The sequence below is a fragment of the Gluconobacter sp. ESL1110 genome, assembly GCF_058107395.1.
Window position 1 is genome coordinate 607,019 of sequence record NZ_JBYLUK010000007.1, and the last position, 20,942, is coordinate 627,960.

Here is a 20,942-nt window from a genome sequence, read left to right on the forward strand (position 1 = left end):
TTGGAGGACTGGCCATCCGGCGCTACAGAAGAGGCACAGTAAGAAAAGGATAGACCATGAGCGATACCCCTCCCGATCGTCTGTGCGCCAGCCCGGACAGCCCGTACTACAATGAAGACGTTCTGATGCGCGGTGTTGGCGTTCGTCTGAAGGGCGAAGAGAAGACCAATGTTGAGGAATATTGCATCAGCGAAGGTTGGGCTCGTCTGTCCGTAGGCAAGGCTGTTGACCGTAAGGGCCGTCCGATGACGCTGAAGGTCACTGGGCCGGTTGAAGCCTGGTTCAAGGACGACGCGAAAGACGCATGATGACGCAGGTCAGCCCACGCCGGATCATTATTGACACGGATCCGGGACAGGATGATGCTGTGGCGATTCTGCTGGCGCTGGCCTCGCCAGAATTGCAGGTGGACGCGATCACGACCGTCGCCGGTAACGTACCGCTTTCACAGACGACCAAGAACGCCTGTGCCCTGCTTGAACTGGCAGGACGCGAGGAAGCCCCTGTCTATGCCGGAGCGGCCCGTCCGCTCCATAAAGCGCCCATCAGCGCTGAGCATGTGCATGGGGAAACGGGAATGGGGGGGGCAAACCTGCCTGAACCCCGGCTTCGTGCGCAGGCGATTGATGCGGCAACGCATCTTGTCGATGTGCTTCGGAAAGAGCCCGCAGGCAGCATCACGCTTGTCTGCCTGGGTCCGATGACCAATCTGGCTCATGCCCTGACGCATGCCCCTGACATTGCCCCGAAAATTGCCCATCTCGTGGCGATGGGCGGTGCTCAGAGGGAAGGTGGTAACATCACCCCAACGGCTGAATTCAATTTCTTCGTTGACCCTCATGCCGCGAAGATCGTGATGGGGGCAGGTATTCCCACAACGCTTTTGCCGCTCGACGTGACTCATCGTGCCATTGCTACGCCGCGCAGACTTGCATCGATTGCAGACCTGAAAACGCCGATTGGCGATATGGTCGTCCGGATGCTTGGAGCGGAAGACCGCTTTGAGAAGATGAAGTATGGCTGGGAAGGCGGTGCTTTGCATGATCCACTGACAATTGGCTGGCTTTTGTGGCCAGACCTGTTCAGCGGTCGGGAGTGCAATGTTGAAATTGAGGTTGATGCCCCGCTCTGTCTTGGACAGAGTGTTGTTGACCTTTGGAAAGTAACCGATCGCCCTTGCAATGCGTTGTGGATTGATCACGTTGACTCCGACGCGTTCTATACCCGTCTGACGGAAAGACTGGCCCGTTTGACCTAGGGTTTTCTTATCGTCAGTCCCGTGACTTTGGAGCATCGAACATGTCAGACCCGACCCCACAGGATCGCTTCTCCGTTGTCATTGTTGGTGGTGGTGCCGCTGGCATCACAATTGCTGCTCAACTGAAGCGTCAGCGCCCCAATCTTTCGGTGGCGATTATCGAACCCTCAACGACGCATGCTTACCAGCCAGGCTGGACGCTCGTTGGTGCAGGCGTCATGACACTGGCGGAAACGCTGCGCCAGGAAGGTGGGCTGATCCCGAAAGACGTTACCTGGCTTCGGGATAGTGCCGTGTCATTCGAGCCGGATGCAAACACTGTCACGCTGGCAAGCGGGCGTGTTGTTGAATATCGCCGCCTTGTCGTCTGCCCGGGTTTGCAACTGGACTGGGACAAGATCGAGGGCCTTCCCGAAACGCTTGGCCGTAATGGCGTGACGTCCAATTATTCGCGCGAAACCGCTGCTTATACCTGGGAGTGCATTCGCCATCTGGATGGCGGGAAGGCTCTGTTTACACAGCCTCCGATGCCGATCAAATGCGCAGGTGCGCCCCAGAAGATCGTGTATCTGGCCAGCGATCATTGGCGTAAGGAAGGGTCACTCCACCGTACGGAAGTTGATTTCTCAATTGCGGGAGATGCCCTATTCGGGGTGAGCTATTTTGTCCCATCTCTTCAGCGCCAGATCGACTTTTATGGGGTCAACCTTCACAAAAAGGAAAATCTCATCAAGGTGGACGGTGAGAAGCGGGAAGCGACTTTCCAGATCGTTGGAACGGACGAAACTGTCATCCGTAAATTCGACATGCTGCATGTCGTCCCGCCACAGAGCGCACCGGATTTCGTGAAGAAAAGCCCGCTGGCCAACGCGGGCGGCTGGCTGGATGTTGACCCTTCAAGCCTGCGCCATGTGAAATACGACACCGTGTTCGGGGCTGGAGATGTTCTGGGCACGAGCAATGCCAAAACGGCTGCTGCAGCCCGTGAACAGGCACCAGTTGTCGTGACAAACCTCCTCGCTTCGCTGGATGGTCGGCCGCAGACAGGTGCCTATGATGGTTATGGTGCTTGCCCGCTGACGGTTGCTTACGGCAAGGTTGTGCTCGCAGAGTTCCTGTATGGTGGGAAGGTTGCTCCCAGTTTCCCATACGACCAGCGTAAGCCGAGCCGCTTTGCCTGGCTGCTGAAAACAGAGATTTTTCCGCGGCTGTATTGGCAGGGAATGCTCAAGGGGCATGATGTGAAGGTCAAGCACAAGGTCAAAGAAAGCACCTGAACCTTAATTAGGTGTAGAAACAAAAAAGGCCGGGAGAAAACTCCCGGCCTTTTTTGTTGGCTCTCTGAGGAGGGGTCAGAGAGATACATTCACACCGAAGTGGAAAGAGCGCAGGACAAGGCCCTTCTGGCTCCATGCAGAGTTGTACAGATACGAACCATACGTTGCGAAGTCGTATGGGGATTTGAAGCCAAGCAGGTTATAAACGTTTGCATAAACGTTCCACCGATCGTTGATCCGATAGTTGACGGTCAGATCCACATCCCAGAATGCTTTTGTATGGCACTGGTTGGGCGTATAGGCCTGCTGAATGGAGGCAAAGCTTGAGCAGGTGTTGCGGGTACCGGCTCCGGTTTGGTCTTCAGCTACTGTTTTATAGCCGCTGGTGTAATAAACGGTCGGTGTAACAGCTAAGCTTTTGTAAATGAAGGTGTTCGACCAGTTTGCGCGCCAGCGAGGCGTGCCGGATGCTGAAACGGCACCATAAGGACCAATTGTTCCAGCGTAATGCTGCACCTGCCCGTCAGGTGTTGTCAGATTAAAGCTGTGCACATACGTAGCGCTCCCAGTGCTGATCCAGCGCACATCATGCAGGACACCTGGTAGACGGGATGTTGCAGAAATTTTGAAATCTACACCATCTGTGACGACCTTATTGGTATTTAGGTAGCCAAGATTAATGAGGGCAGGGCGTGGTGGCGCACCCGGATGCTGGGTGTCGACAATGTCAGGAGTGACGCTAACGCCGGGTGGTAGAGATTCACCAGCTAAATAGGCCTCAGCAACAGAGGTCGTGCTGACCGGGTTTGGTGCGATATAATTTGATTTCTTGATGTAGTAGTAATCAAAGCTGAGGTTCAGCCAGTCGGTTGGCTTGATGAGTGCACCGCCAGTGAAGTTGGTGGCAATTTCTGGTTTGAGGTTCGGGTTGCCAGCAACGTTTGATCCAATGCTGTACGATTGAGCATAGGTATCCGGTGTCCCGTTCGGGTTGAGATGCTGGTTAAGCCAAGCCTGATTACGAGGCTGATAGGTTGTATAACCGACGTTGGAGCCGCCCGTTTCCGCAAAGCTTGGAACGCGGAAGCCACGAGAGAACGTGCCGCGCAGTGAGAATTGCTTGACGGGTGTGAAGATCAGTCCTGCTTTTGGTGTGTAGTGGCTGAAGCCTTCCGAATAATGATCGTATCGACCAGCAATGTTGCCAGACAGCATTTTATGGAACGGAAGGCCCAACTCGAAGAAGCCGGATTCAACCCAGCGGCTGCCCTGTGCATTGAACGGATTGATCGCACCCGTGTACTGCGCTGTTGGATCGGACGGATCATAGGGGTTAGCGCTGGGGTCGTTAAGAGACTCGTAACGGACGTTTCCACCAATCGCGAGATCGACCGTTCCGCCAGGTAGTTTGAACAGGCCCTTACTAAGCGACATTTCGCCAGAATATTCCTGCGTACGGGCATTCATGACGTTCGGCGGCGCAATGGCTTTGCGAACGGCATTCGTATTTTTGGACGGATCGACGAAGTTGTAGGTGCCATTGGTGATGGCCTCTTGAATTCCGCGAATTGTCGGGACGCCAAGAATGGTCTGTTCAAGCGTTGTGTTCATGCCGACGAAATTAACGTCGTAATTCCAGTCAGACCCCCAGTTGGAGGCAGCGGAACCATTGTAACGGGCGGATCCGCGGAAGTTCTGGCTCAATTGGGTGTTCACGCGCTGAATATCGCTGAACATGCCAATAACCTGTGCCGCCTGACCTTGTGCTGCAAACGGGTTGTTCGGGTTAAGCGATCCATCCGGCAGATACACGGGCAGAGGTGTGCTAAGGGTATTCGCTGCACGAGCCTGAGACTGTACACGAATACTGACAGGTGTACCGGTGTAAGTGGAAAGCGCCTGAGAATAAGTGAACATCGCGGTCAACTGGGAACGCGGGGTAACCTGCACTGTTGTATGGATTGTAGCGTTAATACGACGCAGGGACGGAGAGACCTGGGAATAATCGCCCACAGAATTCTGGGTGCAGGCCTGACTAACAGAACCTGTAGGTGTTCCAGCTACATATCCGCTGACTAGTGAGCCAAAAGAGCCACACCCGGCAGACGGGTTCAATAGCTGATAAGGTCCAACACCACTGGTGCTACCGTTACTTGGACGGACTACGGTTGCGGGAGTTGCACCGAAATTCGAGATGGAGCCATCAGACCCAAGAACGTTGGTGTTTCCGTTCTCGCCACCAAGTTTGGTCAAATCTCCGGTTTTATAAGGGTACCCTAGCTGACGGTTATAGAGGGCATCATCCTGCTGGTATTCGGAGTTGATATAGACGTTATATCCATCCCGCCGCAGATCGCCGAAGCCATAAGTTGCATAAAGCTTCTGGTGGCCGGAATCGCCGCGTTGAGACAGGCCGCCTTCGGCATTGCCTTCAAAACCCTTGATTTCTTTGCGAGTTACGTAGTTGATGACGCCTGCAATGGCATCAGCACCGTAACGGGTTGCCGCGCCGTCTTCCAGGACATCTGTGGATTCCATGATGGATGACGGGATCCAGTTGGTATCAACGAAGTTACGCTGGCCATCGTCAGACAGCGGATAGTAAGACAGGCGTTGTCCATCCATCAATACCAGCGTGGAATCTGAACTCAGACCACGAAGCGAAGGTGCAGAGGCACCGCCCGCAAAGGCGCCGTTCGCGGAGAAAGCGTTGGTCAGGCTACCCGCACCATTGGAAGACAGCGCCTGTAGCGCGTCGGTTACGTTAGCAAACCCGCGCCGCGCCATGTCTGCCCGGCTGATATGTGTGATGGGTGACATGCTGTTGACGTTGGGATCGTGTAACAGTGAGCCTGTTACTGTAACGTGTTCAGACCGGGCAGATTCGACCTGTTGCAGATCTTTTTTCTGTACATGCTGTGCCGTCAATGTCGTAGCGACAGGAGCCGACTGCTGAACAGGTGCAGTAACTTTGGATAAAGTTTTTTTGTTTGTTGAATGATGTCTGGTGGGAGTCTGTGCTTTGGCTTCTGTAACTGGGATTGCGCAATATGAAATGCCTGCCAGAAGCGTAATCTTTAGAAAGCCTGTTGAAACACCCCAGAAAATCCCGGAGCGACCTTGCTTGGGTGGAGACTCTGACATGAGAATCGGTTTCCTTGCGCGTAACGTTTCAATTGTATCTTCGGTTACAAAATTGAGAGGAAACGTCACTGATCCGCAATAGAAACAAATAGAATAAACATCAATAATTCATGTGTGTGTCATAATGAACACATTTATTTCAAAGTGTGTTAATTGCTCATGTTTGTGTTTCTTAAGTATAGTTCAATCCTTATGTAAAATATTTTTATGTATGAGAATTTTTCGATATCGTTTTGATAAAAACTCTTTGATCTTGGGGGTTTTTGTTGCGCTTTTTCTAGTGTAACCTAAAGGCACGCGGTGCCAGATCTGGATGACTTTCTGATCTTTCTGTGAATATTATAATATCTGCATTGCGTTTGTTTTTACGTTTATGAAACGGGATTTGCTGAAAAAACGCGTAATTTGATTGCGTATTGAGCAGTTTTTCTGTTTTGAAGATCTTGATATGCTAAATATCTATGATATGTACTGTTTTTAATGTAATGGATTAATATTTTTGATATTAATAAGGTATTTTAAATTTTTATAATTAAAAGTTTTTGTAAATATTTTGTATGAATATTGAATCACTTAAATCGACATGGTTGATCCACGGTTGGGGTTTCGTCCGTTTGAATAACCATCAAAGTAACGGAACCATCACCGACGTTGCCTGCAAAATGGCCGACATGACCTTTTAAATCCTTGCGGCTCATCTGGTCTTCTCCGAGCGACACATCGCCTGGTCCCATCTCGACACGGGTTCCATCCATGGCCGTAACGTACCAGGTTCCTCTGAGGGGAATAATCCATTGAACTTTCGGATCTGGGTGCCAGCTTCCATTCCAGTGAGCGGGTTGCACCGTGGAGATGACCTGTGCCTGTCCTGCTTTGAGGTGATCCTGCCATTGTGGACCAGCCGGTTTGGACATGGTTTTCAGAACGTAATTATGAAATGGACAGTGTGTCATGTGACTGACGCCATTATGGTCCGTCCAGTTGTGCCAATAATAGGTTGTAGGAGGTGGCGGATCTGCCGCCAGTGTTTCGTGTGTGTAGGTTACAAGTGCAGATATAGCGGTGAGGGAAAGCAGAACGCGTCGCATGCTTTATGATTCCTCATGGCGTGGAGGAGGCTGATACCGTTTGGTGGGCGCAATATCATCGAAGCGTTCCCGGCTGGGGGTGGAGAGAAGTTCGATGATCATGCCCCATGGAGCACGGCCATAGCAGAACATGTTTCCTGGACCAGCTTCGAGGGAGGGTTGACCTTGTGGGTCGGTGAGGAGCTCGCCACCGGCTTTGATGAAGCGAGCGCAGGCAGCACGGATATCATCAACATAAACTGCAAAATGTTGAAGTCCGAAATCATTGGCACGAAGCGCTGTGCGCTGATCGGGACCGTGCATTTCGAACAGTTCGATCCCTGGTCCATGACCGAGGGACATCATGCACATTTCCCACACGACTGTTCCTTGTGGCAGGCCAAGAATGGCTTCCGTCTGGGAACCTTGTTGAGGCGTGGCATGGGTGACGTTGCGATAGAGTGCAACGGCTCCCAGTGCGGCCTCTAGAAACCTGATGGCAAGATTGATGTCTGGAACTGTGACGCCGACATGATCTATGCCGCGCGGAAGCCCCGAATGATCTGGGGTCATGGAGAGATCCTTCATTGATGTGAAGATCTCAACAGAGGGACGAGGGTCATGGTTTCCAGGACCCTCAAAAGTTTATGACGGAATGTTTCTGTTTTTAGGCTTCGTCGATAGGGCGTTTGGGCAGCAGGGCTGGAACGAAGAAGAGTGTGCAGATCAGTGTGCACCCCAGAGACATCAGTAGCAGTCGTCCCATGCTGGCTGTCCCCGGATGGGCTGAGGTTGCCAGAGAGCCGAAGGCCGTTGCGGTTGTCAGGGCGGAGAATAGGACTGCGCGGGCTGTCGGGGACGTCAGGGGGCCTTTGATCCCTTCACGCCAGTTCATCACGAAGTAGATATTGAACGATACGCCGACGCCCAGCAGCAGTGGCAGGGCAATGATGTTTGCGTAGTTCAGCGTTTCAGGAACTGTGACGATCAGAATGACAGTCAGTAGCGCGGAAAGCAGAAGCGGCGCCATCACAAGGGCTGCGTCGAGGATGCGGCGCAGGACAGCCAGCAGGATGATGCTGATCATAATGAGCGCGGAAATAGCAGCCACAGTGAACGCATGAACGATCGTATTGGCGCTCTCTGTAATCTCCATGGCCGGACCACTGATATCAGGATTGACCGAACGCAGTTGGGACACGAACTGGTGCATCACGGGGGTTTCAGAGATCTGTCCCTTCGGGTGAATGGTCAGGCGCTGGCGACCATCAGGGAGGGCATAATCCTTGCGAATGTCTGCGGGGATGTTGTCGATTGTGATCGCCTGAGGCTGCAAGGCAGTACGCAGCATGGACAGCTGGTCAGGCAGGAAGCGCGTCAGGGTGTGGCTGGCGTTGATCAGTGTGGCATCCGGCGCGGTTGAGAGAGCTGTGAGCGCCTGACGGATCTTTTCCAGCGGCGCGGGAAGCTGTGCTTTGACGTCATTAAGTTTGACGGAGGCAGCCAAGGCAGCAGCACGAATGGCGGCGGCATCCGGTTCTGGCGCTGGGGTTTGAACAGTGATGGTGGGCAGAAGGATCGAAGCTGTATCTTCAATCATGGCCAGTTTGTCGGTCTGGTCATCAGGGACCAGAGCTCCCAGCCACAAGACATCATGCACGCTGGGCAGCTTCGAAAAAGCTGCTGCGTTTTTTGCTGCGTCCTGACTGTTTGGCACCAGAAGCTGTGCGAAATACGGAGTGGTAATCGGGTTGTCTTCCAGAAGGTGAAGCGCATGCATTCCTTCTGTGTTCGGGTTTTTCGTGTGCAGAGGGTCTGCATCGAATTTCAACAACGGCATGAGGGCGACGCCGACAACACCGAGAAGCGCGAAGATACCGACAACTTTCTTCCGTTTATGGCGTAGCAGATGATCGACTGGCGCCATAAATGTGAAGCCCGGCTCCCCGGCACCGAGCTTCGCCCGGAAAAGGGAAAGGAGTGCCGGTAGAAGTGTCATGGTACAGAAGAACGCGATCAGCATCCCAAACCCGGCAATCAGGCCAAGTTGGGCAACACCAATGAAGCTGGTCGGCGTAAAAGCGAGAAAGCCCGCCGCAGTTGCCAGAGAGGCTACAAGAATCTGGGCTCCACTTTCACGCCCGGTAAGAACAATCGCGTCGTGGAGGGTGGGCATTGTGCCGTCGTCATGACGTTGTCCGCGAAAGCGAACGCAATACTGAATGGCAAAATCCACAGCGATCCCGACGAACAGGATCGCGAAGGCGACAGAAATGAGGTTCAGTTCCTTCACCGTCAGAGCCGCAAAGCCTGTTGTGAGGAGAAGACCGGAAATCAACGTGAGCAGAATTGGAACAATGACGCGGATCGAGTGAACGGCCAGAACCAGCCAAAGTGCGACCAGAACCAGTGAAATCACCAGCCCCAGAACCATGCCATGCGCGACGGTCGAGAATTCCTCGTCGTTCAGTTTGACCTCGCCTGTAATGGCGCCTGAAGCCTGCCCGGACTTCACGAATTCGAGGTTGTCGATAGCCCGACGCATGGCGGTTGTTGCGCCCTGTCCGGGCTGAAGAGAGCTGTAATCGAGCTTCGGTTTTGTAACGACGAACTCATACCGGCTGCCCAGTTCAGCAAGCCGTCCAACCAGAAGATTCTGCCAAGAGAGATCTTGAGGATGGCCTGTTGCGGCTTTGGTCAGGGATTCTGCAAATCCATCCAAAGCACCATTAAAACCACTGGGAATACCTTGACCTGCCTTGATACCGTCTCCGATCAGGCCCAAAGCACCAAACAGCCCCCGGGCTGATGGATCTGCGGCCAGAGTTCCAAGGAAAGGTTGGGCAGAGACGATGGAGTCAAGCAGCGGTTCCAGATCTTTCTTGTCAAGGAACAGAAAGCCATGGCTGTTGTAGAAGGGGTTATCACCCGGAAGGCTGACCAGCTCAAAATGGTCATGATCCTTACTCAGTTCGGCGGCGAGCGCCCGGGCCGTTGCCCGGCCTTGTTCCGGAATCTGGCTGTCGATGATGGCAACAAGCTGATTGTCATCCTGCGGGAAGAGACGGTTCATCTCGTCTGTCCGCTGTTTCCAGGGCAGACTGCTGGCAAACATCTTGCCCGTGTCAGTTGTTACACTGAGGCGCGTGATACTTAGTGCGACACATCCCGCACAGAGAAGCGCAAACAGAACCACCACCAGTGGCGCACGACGTGCACAGGCGGCATTCAGCCGGCCGATCAGATCCGAAAACATGGGGCCTACCCTTAACAGAACGGGCAGCATTTCCCTACCCCAACCTGACATTTCCGCCATCATGAGGCACAATGGATGCCATGACGTGGACTCTCGATGGCATGGCTGAACATGAAAGTGTGATCAAGGGAAGTACTTTCCTTGCGCGCGCTGCTCCTGTGCCTGATGAAACAGCGGCTTTGGCGTTCTTCAACGAGGTTGCGGTGCCGGATGCTACACACAATTGCTGGGCTTTTCGGACCGGACAGCGGTATCGCACGAGCGATGATGGAGAACCTTCCGGCACGGCCGGACGCCCGATCCTGTCTGCCATTGAGGGGCAGGATTTCGATAATGTGATGGTCGTTGTGACGCGTTGGTTCGGGGGCGTGAAACTTGGGGCCGGTGGACTTGTCCGGGCGTATGGTGGGGCCGCCGCCGCCTGCCTGCGTGAAGCGGCCAAAATCGAACGTATTGAAACGCTGCCTCTGCGGTTTCATTGCCCTTTCTCGGTCTATGCTCAGGTTGAAGCCAAGCTGCCCGGATGGCGTGCTGAAAAGACCCTTTGCGATTTCGATGCGGAAGGAGCCTGGCTAACGCTGGCTGTTCCTGTTGAGGATGCAGATACAGTGACGGATTATCTCCGGGACCTGACGCGCGGGCAAATGGTCATCAGTCGACCGGACTAATAATAACTATATAAAAAAGTTATAAATAAAATTACACTTTGCATAATGTGTAATATGAGGCTCACTCATTGTTCTGGTTCATTTTCGCCGATCCGTGGGTCTCAATGGTCTTTTCTGTTCCCCGTTACCGTCAGGAAAGGCGTCTTTCTGCCGGTCTGTTCGTTCTGGTCGCAGGGCTTGGGAGTCAGGCACACGCTCAGACGGCTATCCTGAAAACTAACCCATTGGAGCAGCCACCTGCCGATGAGGAATGGATCAAGGTTCCATCAACCGAACGGCCAATCATTCAGGATTATCCTCATGCCGGTGTCGTGGGGCAGCCCCGCCGGATCACGGCAAAGCAGAATCGCGCACCAAACGGTCATCAGGGCCCTTGGGGCGATTTCAACTATGGGAACGGTGAAGCGGCAGGCTTTGGTCCGGTTGGTCGCTACGGTGCGGCGGCTTGGGCAGAGGACTGGAGTTATTTGCGGGATAAGAGCAAACGCACAGATTTTTTCGATCCCCTGAAATTCATCGCGCTGAATAACAGCCGCACCATTTGGCTAACCCTGTCTGGAGAGTCGCGTCTGAGAAACTGGTATGAGGAAGACCCATTTCTGGGGCGAAGCGGCAAGGCGAATTCAGGACGTTTTGGTGTCCGCAATCTTTTGGGGGCCGATCTTCATTTGGGTCAGCATGTGCGGCTTTTCGGGCAGCTTATCAATGCGGATGCAGGCGGTTGGCGAGGATATGGGTATGGTTCGACCTATCGGAAGAGGTTGGATCTGCAACAGGGCTTTATCGAATTAAAAGGCAAAGTCGCTGGGGCACAAAGCGGATTTATGTTTGGGCGCCAGCAGTTTCTCGATGCTCCGTCTTACATGCTTTATAATCGTGAAACGCCGAATGTTCCGCTGTCATGGAATGGCGGTCGATTTTATGCGCTTTGGCCCCGTATTCGTGTAGACGCGTACGATTTTGTCCAGACCAAAACTGATAGCCGTCTAATGTTTCACAATATGGAAGATTACGGAACGCGACTTTATGGTGGCAATACTACGATAATTGTCCCGTCCTTTGCGGTTGGCGGAGAGAAGGTGCACTCCTTCCTGGATCTGTTCTATATCCGATATCGCTATAACAGCGGACTTTCTGCCGTGCCGACGGCTTCTCGTGCTCTTAAGGGAACATCGTCCCGAGGTAATCTGGGGTTTCGCTGGTACGGTACATCGGCTTCAGTCGAATATTCGGTGGGCGCGCTTTATCAGAGCGGTACATTTCAGTACGCAGGCACTGAACGGAAAAGCAGTGTGCGGGCCTGGGCCGTGAATACGATTGTGGGATACCGCCATACGCCATCACCGTTGCACCCTTTTCTGGGGATGCAGGCAGATGTGTACTCTGGTGGGTCAGACGGTCAGAACGGCACAATTCATACGTATATGGCACCGTTCAATCCACAGACGAACTATCTGGACACGACAACCTATGTTTCGCCATCCAATCTGGTGAGCCTTTCGCCTGTTGTGAGCATCACGCCATGGAAAGGCTTCGCGTCTCTACGGTTGAAAGCGCCTTTCATGTGGCGGCAAAATGCAAATGGAGCCATCTGGAGTTCGTCTGGTCCCTACACATTCGCCCGGTCTTATCGGGGAGGGTATGTGGGCGTTGTGCCGCAGGCTTCTCTGACATTACAGCTCAACCATCACCTGACGTGGCAGGTTTATGGTGCGCGGTTCATGGCGTCGAAAAGTCTGCGGGGAGCGGGCGCACAGAGTGGCAGTTACGCGCAGTCCAATGTGACGTTCAGGTTTTAAAAGAAAATCAGTTCAGAACCGTTTTGGACGTATCTTCTGGAAGAGGACTCACGTCCTCCATAACAGGAGGAAAAATATCTTCCAGCAAGGTCTGAATGACAGCATCCGAAAAGCGTTCGCGTAGCAACTTCCGGGCCGCTGTAACCTGTGCTCTTGCTGCCGCGGGTTTCAGGAATTCTACAGTTTTTTGGGCAAAGTCCTCGGCTGTCTCAGCAATTGCTTTCCGCCATACAGGATCATTGCTGTCGACCAATCCCTCGGCTGCGATGGGTGTCATAACGATTGGCAGGCCCGCAGACCATGCTTCCAGAACCTTACCCTTGATGCCTGCGCCGTAGCGGAGAGGGGCGACACAAAGAGAGACATCTTTCAAAGCCTGCTCAAGACACGAAACATGCCCGACGATTTCTACGCCCTCCTCCGCCAGCATATGGACGGCATGGGGCATGGTGCTGCCAATCAGACGGCAGACAAGATTCGGGACGTGCTTTTTCAGCCTAGGGAGAATGTCCAGCACCAGCCATTTGGCTGCATCCGTATTGGGGGCATGACCAAAATGCGCGACAAAGGCGATGATGGGTTTTTGGGATGTCTGACGTGTGCGGGGTTTGACGGGAACGGCCCAGGGAACGACATGGACATTGGCTGTTGGGACAACGCGCTCCAGCCATTCGGCTTCAATGGGAGAATGCGTCAGAACATGATCGGCAGTCCATGCACACATGTTCTCGCGCACTTCGAGATGTGTTGCCACCCGGTCAAGTTCTGGCCGTCGTTCCACGGTAGCTTGTCGATGGAGGCGCAATGAGGCCAGATCTGCGATGCTCCAGATCAGTGTGGTTGTTGGGGCAAAGGCGCGCGTTAAAGCGGTGTAGCTTTCAGCATTGTTCAAGCGGTGCAGATAAACGACTTCCAGACCCGTTCCGAGGCGTTTGAGCGCCTCTTCCGGTCCTGTAAAAACAGGGGGCATAAGGCAAGTGATGCCTAATGCGGCCAGTCGTATCCGATCCTGTTCTGAAGGGGGCTGTCGGGAAGCAATAAAGTTGCAGATATAGCCTAGAGCCTGTGCAGCCCGGATATGAGACAGCAAGGCGACGGAGCCTGCGTCAAACGTCGGATCAGGTGCGCGGTCATCAATGAAAAGGGCGCAAGGGGCGATGGGGGCGACTGTTTCCTGGCGGCGTGTAGCCCGTTGTTTCAGATTTCGTTCCCTGAGGCTGACGAGGTCTGCCCCACTCTTGCTGCGGAGAGTGTCAGCGGTTGAAGTCAGGAAGGATAGAGCGTCACTGCGGGCTTGATCCGTTGTCAGGTTGTGAATCAGTGTCGAGAAATGGCGTTTGAAGGACTCGTCCAGCATCTGGGATCTGGGAATGTGGATGGGTGTGCCAAAGCGTTCCTGACCGTGGAACAGTTGGATATCGTGATCTTTCAATGGGTCCAGCGGCGCACTGAAGACGTAGTCGAAGCCGTAGCGGCCGGAGTCCAGACCCGCTTCGCGCAGGTCTCGTCGAAAATGGTTGGCTGGGAAACGGGTGGTTGATTTTCCGTCGATGACGGCTGTCAGCCAGACTGTCCGTTCCGGGTTGAGGTCATCACGGACCCAGCCGGCAATATGGAGCCGATCGGTCTTGTCGATTGATCCTGCAAGATTACTGGGGAGAGGCTCAATATAGAATGGAGATCCCGTGACGGGTCGATCAAGAAGGCTGTCCAGGACTTCTATCATGCACCCTTCATGAGGGAGGGGCTCAGGCCATACACATTCAAAAGCGCATTGACCTTGCCTTGGCATGTGAAGCAGGTCAGCCCGAAACGTCTTGGCGTCACTTTCGTCAACAAGGTGGCCGTCCATCAGAATACGCAGGCGAACGGGATGATCTTCTGCCGCCAGGTCGACAACCCAGCCTGCGACCCGCTCCCGGTCACAGACATCAATATAACCGACCAGAGGCTTCGACACAGTTCCGGCTTATCCTTTGCTCTTCACGCGGCACTTTGAGAAAAATGGTGGTACGCAAAGTTTTTCAGGCGTTGATGAATGTGGGCTAGTTCTGGTCCATCTTCCAGCCGTGGGGCACAATATTGCGCCCGAAGAACGGGGGCATCCGGGTAGAGTTTGCTGTATTCCTGAGCGTTGTGAAACATCCCGCGTGAACCGTCATCCAGAAAACTTTCCGAAGGCGCACCTTCCGCCAGAAGAATATCGTGGGTTTCCAATTCAATATGAATATAACTGATCTGATCGGGTTTTTCGATCTGGATGATGGATAGCCCATTGACCAGATGCAGCGCGGGGATGAGGTAGCCGTCCACGAACATCGCATGCAGGGGGGAAATAGTCAGATCCCGACGCGGGAGATTGTTTCCCAGAGAGCCTTTTCGGAACAGAATTGGCAGGACATCCCTGTTCCCGTAGGTGAAGATTGGATCATATGCACGTCGTCCAATCCATCGGATCGGGCGAATCTTTCCTGATGCTGTCTGGACCCGTGTTCCGATCTGGAGGTTTTCAACAGGGATTTCTCCCTCTTGGGTCGCGATCAGCGTTCCCGGACAGTAGCAGGGGGTGCCAAATCCCATTTCAAACGCGTTTCCTGATGCTGCGCGGGTAAAGTATAGGGGAGATGAAAAGTCCCCTTGGACATCAATTTCCCTGATTGTGGCGCCTGCGGAAATAACCTCCAGCGTTGCAGTCCCTGCAGCATCATCGCTTTTGGAAACAATACTGGCACTGATTGTGTTACTGGTATTGTCTGTACCATCAAAAATAAAAATGGCGCCGCTCTGTACGGAAACCGGATCCACGATTGTGCTACCCGCATCGACTTCGAGAGTTCCGCCACTACTGACAGAGATTCCCGAGAGAGTACTGCCTTTTTCTGCGGCAAGCAGGCCACCACTTGAAATGACGACCTGGGTAGCTTCTCCTGCGACTTCCAGTAGCCCGTCAGAAAAGATGGTCACTCCCGTCGTACTACCAAAAACAATCTGTGCGCCTTTGATATGAACTGTTTTGGTGCCTGCATTCTGGTCAGTTGTGGAAGTTGCCAGAAAGAAATGCTCTGTGCTTCCACTCAATGTTGTGGCGCTCGCCACACCGCCAGAATTTACAATGGAAACTCCACCGCTCTGAACATGAATGCCACTGGCCATGCCTCCACTTTCCACAGTCTGAAGTGCTGAGACAGTTTCCAGTGAGTATCTTCCACCCACTCCTGGTGTCATGGTTGTCGCATCTCCCGTCAGGGTCGTATCGAAGGCTTTGCCCCCGCTTTGTACGACCTGAGAGGCAGATGTTCTGTTGGAGTTAAGGAGATGGTAGTAGTTGTAGAATTCAGATTTGACTTCCGTGTTGGAAACCACACCCCCGGACTGAATGATTTGTGTTCCTGATTGGAAATAAGCGTTCCAGTCACTGGGGTCCGTCTGATATTTTCCTGTGACAATCGTATTGACGGCAGATCCTGCCACATACTGAGTAATACCTGAGGCTGTGATTCCCGAAACTGTTGTCCCAGCAGAAATTTCTGTTGGGTTCTTGGTCTCTGAAGAACTTTGAATTATCCCGCCTGAAAAGACTGTTATATTATTCGGGTTGGTAGAAATACTGGAAGATATCGACATGAGAATTCCTTGTTGTGTGAGAAGGAACAGTCGACAGGTCAGCTTCGGAATTGCTGCATGCCAGAAGATAAGTGTCTTCCGGATTGTTAAATCATAATTATCTTTGTTTGGTTCGGTAATAATTCGTTAAATTTAGAAATTATTACGTTTGCTTATTGGGAACTTTTCTTGTCTTCCGTCAGCATTTCTACAAGATCAGTCAGGTGACCGATCTCATGTAGTCGAAGGCCAGTAGGAGGCTTCGCGCGTGCAGATGCGGTCGATACACGTCTTGGCAGGATGGCTTCCCCGAAACCCAGCTTGGCGACTTCTTTCAGGCGCAGGTCAGCCTGACTGACTTGCCTGATCTCGCCAGAGAGTCCGACCTCACCAAAATAAGCTGCTGTCGATGAGGTCGGTTGCCCAGTTGCGGCGGAAATCAGCGCAGCGGCAACAGCCATATCCGCTGCGGGTTCATTGACGCGCAGGCCACCTGCAACATTCAGGTGAACATCCATGTTGGCTAACTTCAGGCCGCATCGTGCATCCAGAACGGCCAAAAGCATATTGAGCCGGGATGTTTCCCATCCCACGACGGCACGGCGAGGAGCACCATCACCCGCTTTGGGAGACAGTAGCGCCTGAACTTCCAGAAGAACCGGCCGTGTCCCTTCCAGTCCGGCAAAAACGGCAGAGCCAGCGATATTGCCCCGTCGCTCTGCAAGAAACAGGGCAGAAGGATTGGGAACCTGCGTCAGGCCGGTGTCCGTCATGGCGAAGACGCCGATTTCGTCCGTTGCGCCAAAACGGTTCTTGGCGGCACGCAGGATACGGAACTGATGCCCACGGTCGCCTTCGAAATACATGACCGCATCAACCATGTGTTCCAGAACGCGCGGGCCAGCGAGAGACCCTTCCTTCGTGACATGTCCGATCAGGATCAGAGCAAAACCAAGTGTCTTTGCAAGCCGGATCAGTTCAAAGGCGCTGGCCCGAACCTGCGCGACAGAGCCGGGGGAGCTTTCTACGCTCTCAAGCCACATGGTCTGGATGGAATCGATGACGACGACCGTGTGAGAGCGATCGTTTTCCAGTGACCCTACAATGTCCCCAACATTGATGGAGGCTGCGAGATCCAGTGAGTCCAACGTTTTACTATCTTTGGCCAGCTCCAGTCTCTGCGCCCGGATACGGATCTGATCCACGGATTCTTCGCCTGAGACATACAGAACCTTGTGGCCGCTTCGGGCCAGGGCGCAGGTTGTCTGGAGCATCAGGGTGGATTTGCCGATCCCCGGATCGCCGCCCACCAGCACGACGGACGCTGGCACAAGGCCGCCACCAAGAACACGGTCCAGCTCTGCAATGCTTGTCGTAATGCGCGGCGGCGGTTTGGCTTCCCCGTCGAGCCTGACTGTTTGTAGCCGGCCTGAACTCAGTTTTCCGGTTTTGCGTGCTGTTGGTTCAGCCGCTTCCTCAACCAGCGTATTCCATTCCCCACAGGCTTCGCATTTTCCCGCCCATTTGGAGTAAACTGCTCCGCAAGACTGGCAGACAAAACGTGCTGTAGGTTTCTTGGCCAAGGGATGTCTCGCTGGATGGGGGGCGGGATGCCCTCCCGATATAGGGAGTGTTCCCGTTATGATCCAGTCAGCGGGGGCGTTAATCGTCCGAGCGGATGATGAGTCTTGCCATGATCCGGGCTGCCGTGACGATCAGCAGCAGCATCAGCGCTTGGATGAGCAGGTTCTGGGTCTTGGGCGGATGCATGAACAGGATGAACAGCATCGGCAGCGCGATAAGATAGGTCAGACCAAGGCGCTGCCAGACTTTTTTGGAAATCGGTGGACGGCGGAACGTGTTCACTTCCGCAGTTCCATGGTGATTGGCCCTTCCCGGCGGCCATGGGTGAACTGGTCCACCATGGCATTACCGGAATTCATCAGATCCGCAGCCAGCCCCTGCCAGACCAGCTTGCCATGATAGAGCATGGCCGCCCTGTTCCCGATGCGCTGGGCGGAGGCCATGTCATGCGTAATGGCAATGGCGGTTGAACCGAGTTTCTGCACGCAATCCACGATCAGGCCATCAATAACTGCCCCCATAATCGGATCAAGTCCGGTGGTTGGTTCGTCAAAGAAGAGGATATTGGGCTGGCCGGCGATGGCGCGCGCCAGCCCAACACGCTTTTGCATGCCCCCGGAAAGTTCGGACGGGCTGAGTTGGCCGACAGACGGGTCGAGACCCACCTGCTGAAGGATGCCTCCTGCCAGTTCACGTGCCTTGGCGCGGGACGGGACTGGGCCATCACGATCAGAATGCTTGGCGCGCAAACCAAACGCGATGTTGTCGGCCACGCTCATGCTGTCGAAGAGGGCGGCATTCTGGAACAGCATGCCGATCTGTCGGCGAATGGCTTCCTGTCGGCTGTGAGACGCAGTAAGGATATTCTCGCCATCGATCTCGATCGTGCCGGCATCCGGTTGGATCAGGCCGAGGATGCAGCGCAGAAGGACGGATTTTCCGGAACCTGAGCCACCAATGATGACCATCGAGGTGCCGGTTTCGACGTCGAGGTCGATCCCATCAAGCACGACCTTGGAGCCGAAAGCCTTCGAGAGGCCGCGGATGCGGATTTTTGGTGTGCTCATTGGGAGAAAAACAGATCTGTCAGGAGATAATCGAAGAGTAGAAGCAGGATGGAGGCTCCTACCACCGCAGCGGTCGTTGCAGAGCCGACGCCTTCTGCGCCTCCACGGCTGTTATAGCCATGATAGCAGCCCAGCAGGGCGATCAGGAAACCGAAGACGGCGGCTTTGACCAGTCCCACGACAACGTCGATGGTTTTTAGCGAGTCCAACGTGGCTGTGATGTAGGTAGAAGGCGAGAATCCGAGCTTTGCCACCGAGACGGTGAAACCGCCCAGGACACCCAGAACGTCCGCCACGATGACGAGGCAGGGCAGTGCTATCGTTCCGGCGAGCAGACGCGGCGTCACCAGATATTTCATGGGGTTTGTCGAAAGCGTCGTGAGTGCGTCGATCTGGTCTGTGACGCGCATAGTGCCGATCTGGGCAGACATGGCCGCGCCAACACGCCCGGCGACCATCAGGCCTGCCAGAACGGGACCAAGCTCACGGGTGACAGCCAGCACTACAATTCCGGCAATCGCGCTCTGCACATGGTACTGCCCGAAGCCAACATAGGACTGTAGGGCGATGACCGCTCCCGAGAACAGGGCCGTCAGCGCGACGACCGGCAGGGAGAAAAATCCCGTTTCGATCAGCGTGGACAGGAAGATGCGCCAGTAGAACGGCGGTCGCACCAGATGCGACAGCGCCTCCAGCGCAAACATGGCAAGAGCGCCCGACTGGCGGACGAGGCCGAGGACGGCACGGCCAAGGGCCGCTATGGGATCAAGAACGGCATTCACCCTTCTGCCCCTACCCTGACCAACCGCCTACGTCAAAGTCTGTCTTGTTCAAGCCGACCGCTCCAGGTCCCGGAACTGCCGTTCCAGAGCGAAATCCGGAGACGTGACGAACTGTTCCATTCGCGCGAGCCTTGGTTCGAGGCGCGAGAGCCGGTCGTTCAGTCGGATCAGCGCCGGGCTGAGGGTTACAGTATCTGGAGTGGCAGGACCTGTCTGGCTGGCATGACGCTGCTTCTGTTCACGAGCGGTGTGAATGATCTCTTGATAGAGATCTACGGCTCGGCGGGTATAATGAACGTGGGGCGGCTCGACGGGTGTATGGGCTTCTTCGCCGCGCCGTTCCCGCATCCGTGCTTCCCAGTTGCGAACGAACGAGGCGTAACCTTCGGCAGCATTGGTCCAGAGAGTTGCGAAAAACGACTGGCCGGTGCGTTCGCGATAGCGCCGCGCATGGCGCAGGATCAGCCCTATGATGACCAGTGTGAGGATCAGTCGCAGAAGGCTGTGATGATGAGACAAGTGGGTGTTCAGAATGATCGGGGAGTGGCTGAGATCCGTATTTTCCAGTCTGCTTCCGACGCTGGCCAGAACATCCCTGGCAATAGCGTTTCCATCTATCCTGTTCGGCGCCTCGACGCGTGCGCCGGGATCTGTCTGAACATTCAGGCTGCCACTACCGTAATGTGTTTGGGACACGGTTTCCGAGACATGATCGACCGTGACGTTTCCGCTTCCGTAAACGGCTACATGTGCAGTCTTTGCACGGACATGGGCTGAGATATCTGACGAACCCATATCGCGGATCGAGAGAGCGTCAACCCAGCCGCTTTTTATGAGCAAATCGCCGCTGGATGTGGCTGAGAGGTCGGTCTTGGGAGAGCTTAGCGATCCGATCGAAAGATCGCCATTAGAGAAATTCTGGATTTTGACAGTGCCGACGAGGGTATTGATCGAGACATTTCCCGATCCGGTCATCCGGAGTGAGACGTCACGGGCCTGTTCAATCTCAACGTCACCATTTGCTGTGAAGCCGCTGATGTTCCCCAGAATGCCTGTGGCTGTGATCTGCGTTTCATTGCCCCGAAAGCTTAGACTTGTTCCCTCTGGAACCTGGATGTCTGCACTGCCCTCCGTATTGCAGGACTGATCTTTGAGACTGAGTTCCAGAGTGTCCTGACCTGTGTCGGTCAGAACAGCGTTTCCGCTCAGGACGGACGGCGTAAGGCCCGCGCGGATATGAAGGTCCGTGAGGCAACTGGGAGCCAGATCAAGAAAGGGGCCGGACGACGGCGTACTCTCTGTAGGTGGTGCTGGTGGCTTGGGAGGCGCAGGTGGCTCAGGAAGGGTCTGTGCCAGAGTGGAAGCCGTAAAGGCTATTATCAGGGCAAAAGCTGCGCTCCCCTGACCGAGACGGAGCAGGAAAGGGATTCTGGCCAT

At 54.2% G+C, this 20,942-nt stretch carries 16 protein-coding genes; 5 read left to right on the forward strand and 11 right to left on the reverse strand.

Annotated features, from left to right (window positions below; genetic code table 11):
* Window positions 1-56 precede the first annotated feature (56 nt).
* Genes AC3B6F_RS06890 through AC3B6F_RS06900 form a run of 3 tightly spaced genes read left to right on the forward strand, consistent with a single transcriptional unit; the run spans window position 57 to window position 2,535 of the window.
* Window positions 57-308, forward strand: coding sequence for a DUF3297 family protein (locus tag AC3B6F_RS06890; protein ID WP_062022112.1), 252 nt, complete (start codon window positions 57-59; stop codon window positions 306-308).
* Window positions 305-1,258 carry a nucleoside hydrolase gene (locus AC3B6F_RS06895; RefSeq protein WP_211567974.1) on the forward strand — a complete coding sequence of 318 codons (954 nt, stop codon included), beginning with the start codon at window positions 305-307 and terminating at the stop codon, window positions 1,256-1,258. The genes AC3B6F_RS06890 and AC3B6F_RS06895 overlap by 4 nt, the downstream gene beginning before the upstream one ends.
* 41 nt (window positions 1,259-1,299) lie before the next feature.
* Window positions 1,300-2,535 (forward strand): NAD(P)/FAD-dependent oxidoreductase, encoded by a 1,236-nt coding sequence (locus tag AC3B6F_RS06900; RefSeq protein ID WP_211567975.1) that lies wholly within the window; start codon window positions 1,300-1,302, stop codon window positions 2,533-2,535.
* A gap of 75 nt (window positions 2,536-2,610) precedes the next feature.
* Here the strand turns inward: AC3B6F_RS06900 and AC3B6F_RS06905 are convergent, their stop codons facing one another.
* The 4 genes from AC3B6F_RS06905 to AC3B6F_RS06920 all read right to left on the reverse strand — a co-directional run bounded on the left by AC3B6F_RS06905 (window position 2,611) and on the right by AC3B6F_RS06920 (window position 10,002).
* Window positions 2,611-5,679 (reverse strand): TonB-dependent receptor plug domain-containing protein, encoded by a 3,069-nt coding sequence (locus AC3B6F_RS06905; RefSeq protein WP_489823799.1) that lies wholly within the window; start codon window positions 5,677-5,679, stop codon window positions 2,611-2,613.
* A 569-nt stretch (window positions 5,680-6,248) separates the two neighbouring features.
* Window positions 6,249-6,767 carry a cupin domain-containing protein gene (locus AC3B6F_RS06910; protein WP_489823800.1) on the reverse strand — a complete coding sequence of 173 codons (519 nt, stop codon included), beginning with the start codon at window positions 6,765-6,767 and terminating at the stop codon, window positions 6,249-6,251.
* A 3-nt stretch (window positions 6,768-6,770) separates the two neighbouring features.
* On the reverse strand, window positions 6,771-7,319 hold the full coding sequence (locus AC3B6F_RS06915) for a VOC family protein (protein WP_489823801.1): 549 nt from the start codon (window positions 7,317-7,319) through the stop codon (window positions 6,771-6,773).
* Window positions 7,320-7,413: 94 nt separating this feature from the next.
* Window positions 7,414-10,002, reverse strand: a complete 2,589-nt coding sequence (locus tag AC3B6F_RS06920; RefSeq protein WP_489823802.1) for an MMPL family transporter — start codon at window positions 10,000-10,002, stop codon at window positions 7,414-7,416.
* A gap of 71 nt (window positions 10,003-10,073) precedes the next feature.
* On the opposite strand from AC3B6F_RS06920, the gene AC3B6F_RS06925 reads away from it, so the two are divergent.
* Window positions 10,074-10,670, forward strand: a complete 597-nt coding sequence (locus AC3B6F_RS06925; protein ID WP_489823803.1) for an IMPACT family protein — start codon at window positions 10,074-10,076, stop codon at window positions 10,668-10,670.
* A gap of 104 nt (window positions 10,671-10,774) precedes the next feature.
* Complete coding sequence (locus AC3B6F_RS06930) at window positions 10,775-12,469, forward strand: alginate export family protein (protein WP_489824000.1); 1,695 nt, start codon at window positions 10,775-10,777, stop codon at window positions 12,467-12,469.
* A 7-nt stretch (window positions 12,470-12,476) separates the two neighbouring features.
* On the opposite strand, the gene AC3B6F_RS06935 is transcribed toward AC3B6F_RS06930, so the two are convergent.
* The 7 genes from AC3B6F_RS06935 to AC3B6F_RS06965 all read right to left on the reverse strand — a co-directional run bounded on the left by AC3B6F_RS06935 (window position 12,477) and on the right by AC3B6F_RS06965 (window position 20,942).
* Window positions 12,477-14,429: a glycosyltransferase gene (locus tag AC3B6F_RS06935; protein ID WP_489823804.1), complete on the reverse strand. Its 1,953-nt coding sequence runs from the start codon at window positions 14,427-14,429 to the stop codon at window positions 12,477-12,479.
* 23 nt (window positions 14,430-14,452) lie between these two features.
* Window positions 14,453-16,093 carry a Hint domain-containing protein gene (locus AC3B6F_RS06940; protein ID WP_489823805.1) on the reverse strand — a complete coding sequence of 547 codons (1,641 nt, stop codon included), beginning with the start codon at window positions 16,091-16,093 and terminating at the stop codon, window positions 14,453-14,455.
* A 152-nt stretch (window positions 16,094-16,245) separates the two neighbouring features.
* Window positions 16,246-17,655: a DNA repair protein RadA gene (gene radA / locus AC3B6F_RS06945; RefSeq protein ID WP_489823806.1), complete on the reverse strand. Its 1,410-nt coding sequence runs from the start codon at window positions 17,653-17,655 to the stop codon at window positions 16,246-16,248.
* Window positions 17,656-17,734: 79 nt separating this feature from the next.
* A complete protein-coding gene (locus AC3B6F_RS06950) occupies window positions 17,735-17,938 on the reverse strand; it encodes a hypothetical protein (RefSeq protein WP_010503087.1) in 204 nt (67 codons plus the stop codon).
* Complete coding sequence (locus AC3B6F_RS06955) at window positions 17,935-18,723, reverse strand: ABC transporter ATP-binding protein (protein WP_489823807.1); 789 nt, start codon at window positions 18,721-18,723, stop codon at window positions 17,935-17,937. The genes AC3B6F_RS06950 and AC3B6F_RS06955 overlap by 4 nt, the downstream gene beginning before the upstream one ends.
* Window positions 18,720-19,505: an MlaE family ABC transporter permease gene (locus tag AC3B6F_RS06960; protein WP_010503089.1), complete on the reverse strand. Its 786-nt coding sequence runs from the start codon at window positions 19,503-19,505 to the stop codon at window positions 18,720-18,722. The genes AC3B6F_RS06955 and AC3B6F_RS06960 overlap by 4 nt, the downstream gene beginning before the upstream one ends.
* A gap of 48 nt (window positions 19,506-19,553) precedes the next feature.
* Window positions 19,554-20,942, reverse strand: coding sequence for a GIN domain-containing protein (locus AC3B6F_RS06965; protein ID WP_489823808.1), 1,389 nt, complete (start codon window positions 20,940-20,942; stop codon window positions 19,554-19,556).

Excerpts from the sequence above, each read along its gene's own strand:
- AC3B6F_RS06890 (WP_062022112.1), top strand. The coding sequence starts at position 57 with ATGAGCGATACCCCTCCCGATCGTCTGTGCGCCAGCCCGGACAGCCCG.
- AC3B6F_RS06895 (WP_211567974.1), top strand. The coding sequence starts at position 305 with ATGATGACGCAGGTCAGCCCACGCCGGATCATTATTGACACGGATCCG.
- AC3B6F_RS06900 (WP_211567975.1), top strand. The coding sequence starts at position 1,300 with ATGTCAGACCCGACCCCACAGGATCGCTTCTCCGTTGTCATTGTTGGT.
- AC3B6F_RS06905 (WP_489823799.1), bottom strand. The coding sequence starts at position 5,679 with ATGTCAGAGTCTCCACCCAAGCAAGGTCGCTCCGGGATTTTCTGGGGT.
- AC3B6F_RS06910 (WP_489823800.1), bottom strand. The coding sequence starts at position 6,767 with ATGCGACGCGTTCTGCTTTCCCTCACCGCTATATCTGCACTTGTAACC.
- AC3B6F_RS06915 (WP_489823801.1), bottom strand. The coding sequence starts at position 7,319 with ATGACCCCAGATCATTCGGGGCTTCCGCGCGGCATAGATCATGTCGGC.
- AC3B6F_RS06920 (WP_489823802.1), bottom strand. The coding sequence starts at position 10,002 with ATGTTTTCGGATCTGATCGGCCGGCTGAATGCCGCCTGTGCACGTCGT.
- AC3B6F_RS06925 (WP_489823803.1), top strand. The coding sequence starts at position 10,074 with ATGGATGCCATGACGTGGACTCTCGATGGCATGGCTGAACATGAAAGT.
- AC3B6F_RS06930 (WP_489824000.1), top strand. The coding sequence starts at position 10,775 with ATGGTCTTTTCTGTTCCCCGTTACCGTCAGGAAAGGCGTCTTTCTGCC.
- AC3B6F_RS06940 (WP_489823805.1), bottom strand. The coding sequence starts at position 16,093 with ATGTCGATATCTTCCAGTATTTCTACCAACCCGAATAATATAACAGTC.
- AC3B6F_RS06955 (WP_489823807.1), bottom strand. The coding sequence starts at position 18,723 with ATGAGCACACCAAAAATCCGCATCCGCGGCCTCTCGAAGGCTTTCGGC.
- AC3B6F_RS06965 (WP_489823808.1), bottom strand. The coding sequence starts at position 20,942 with ATGGCCAGAATCCCTTTCCTGCTCCGTCTCGGTCAGGGGAGCGCAGCT.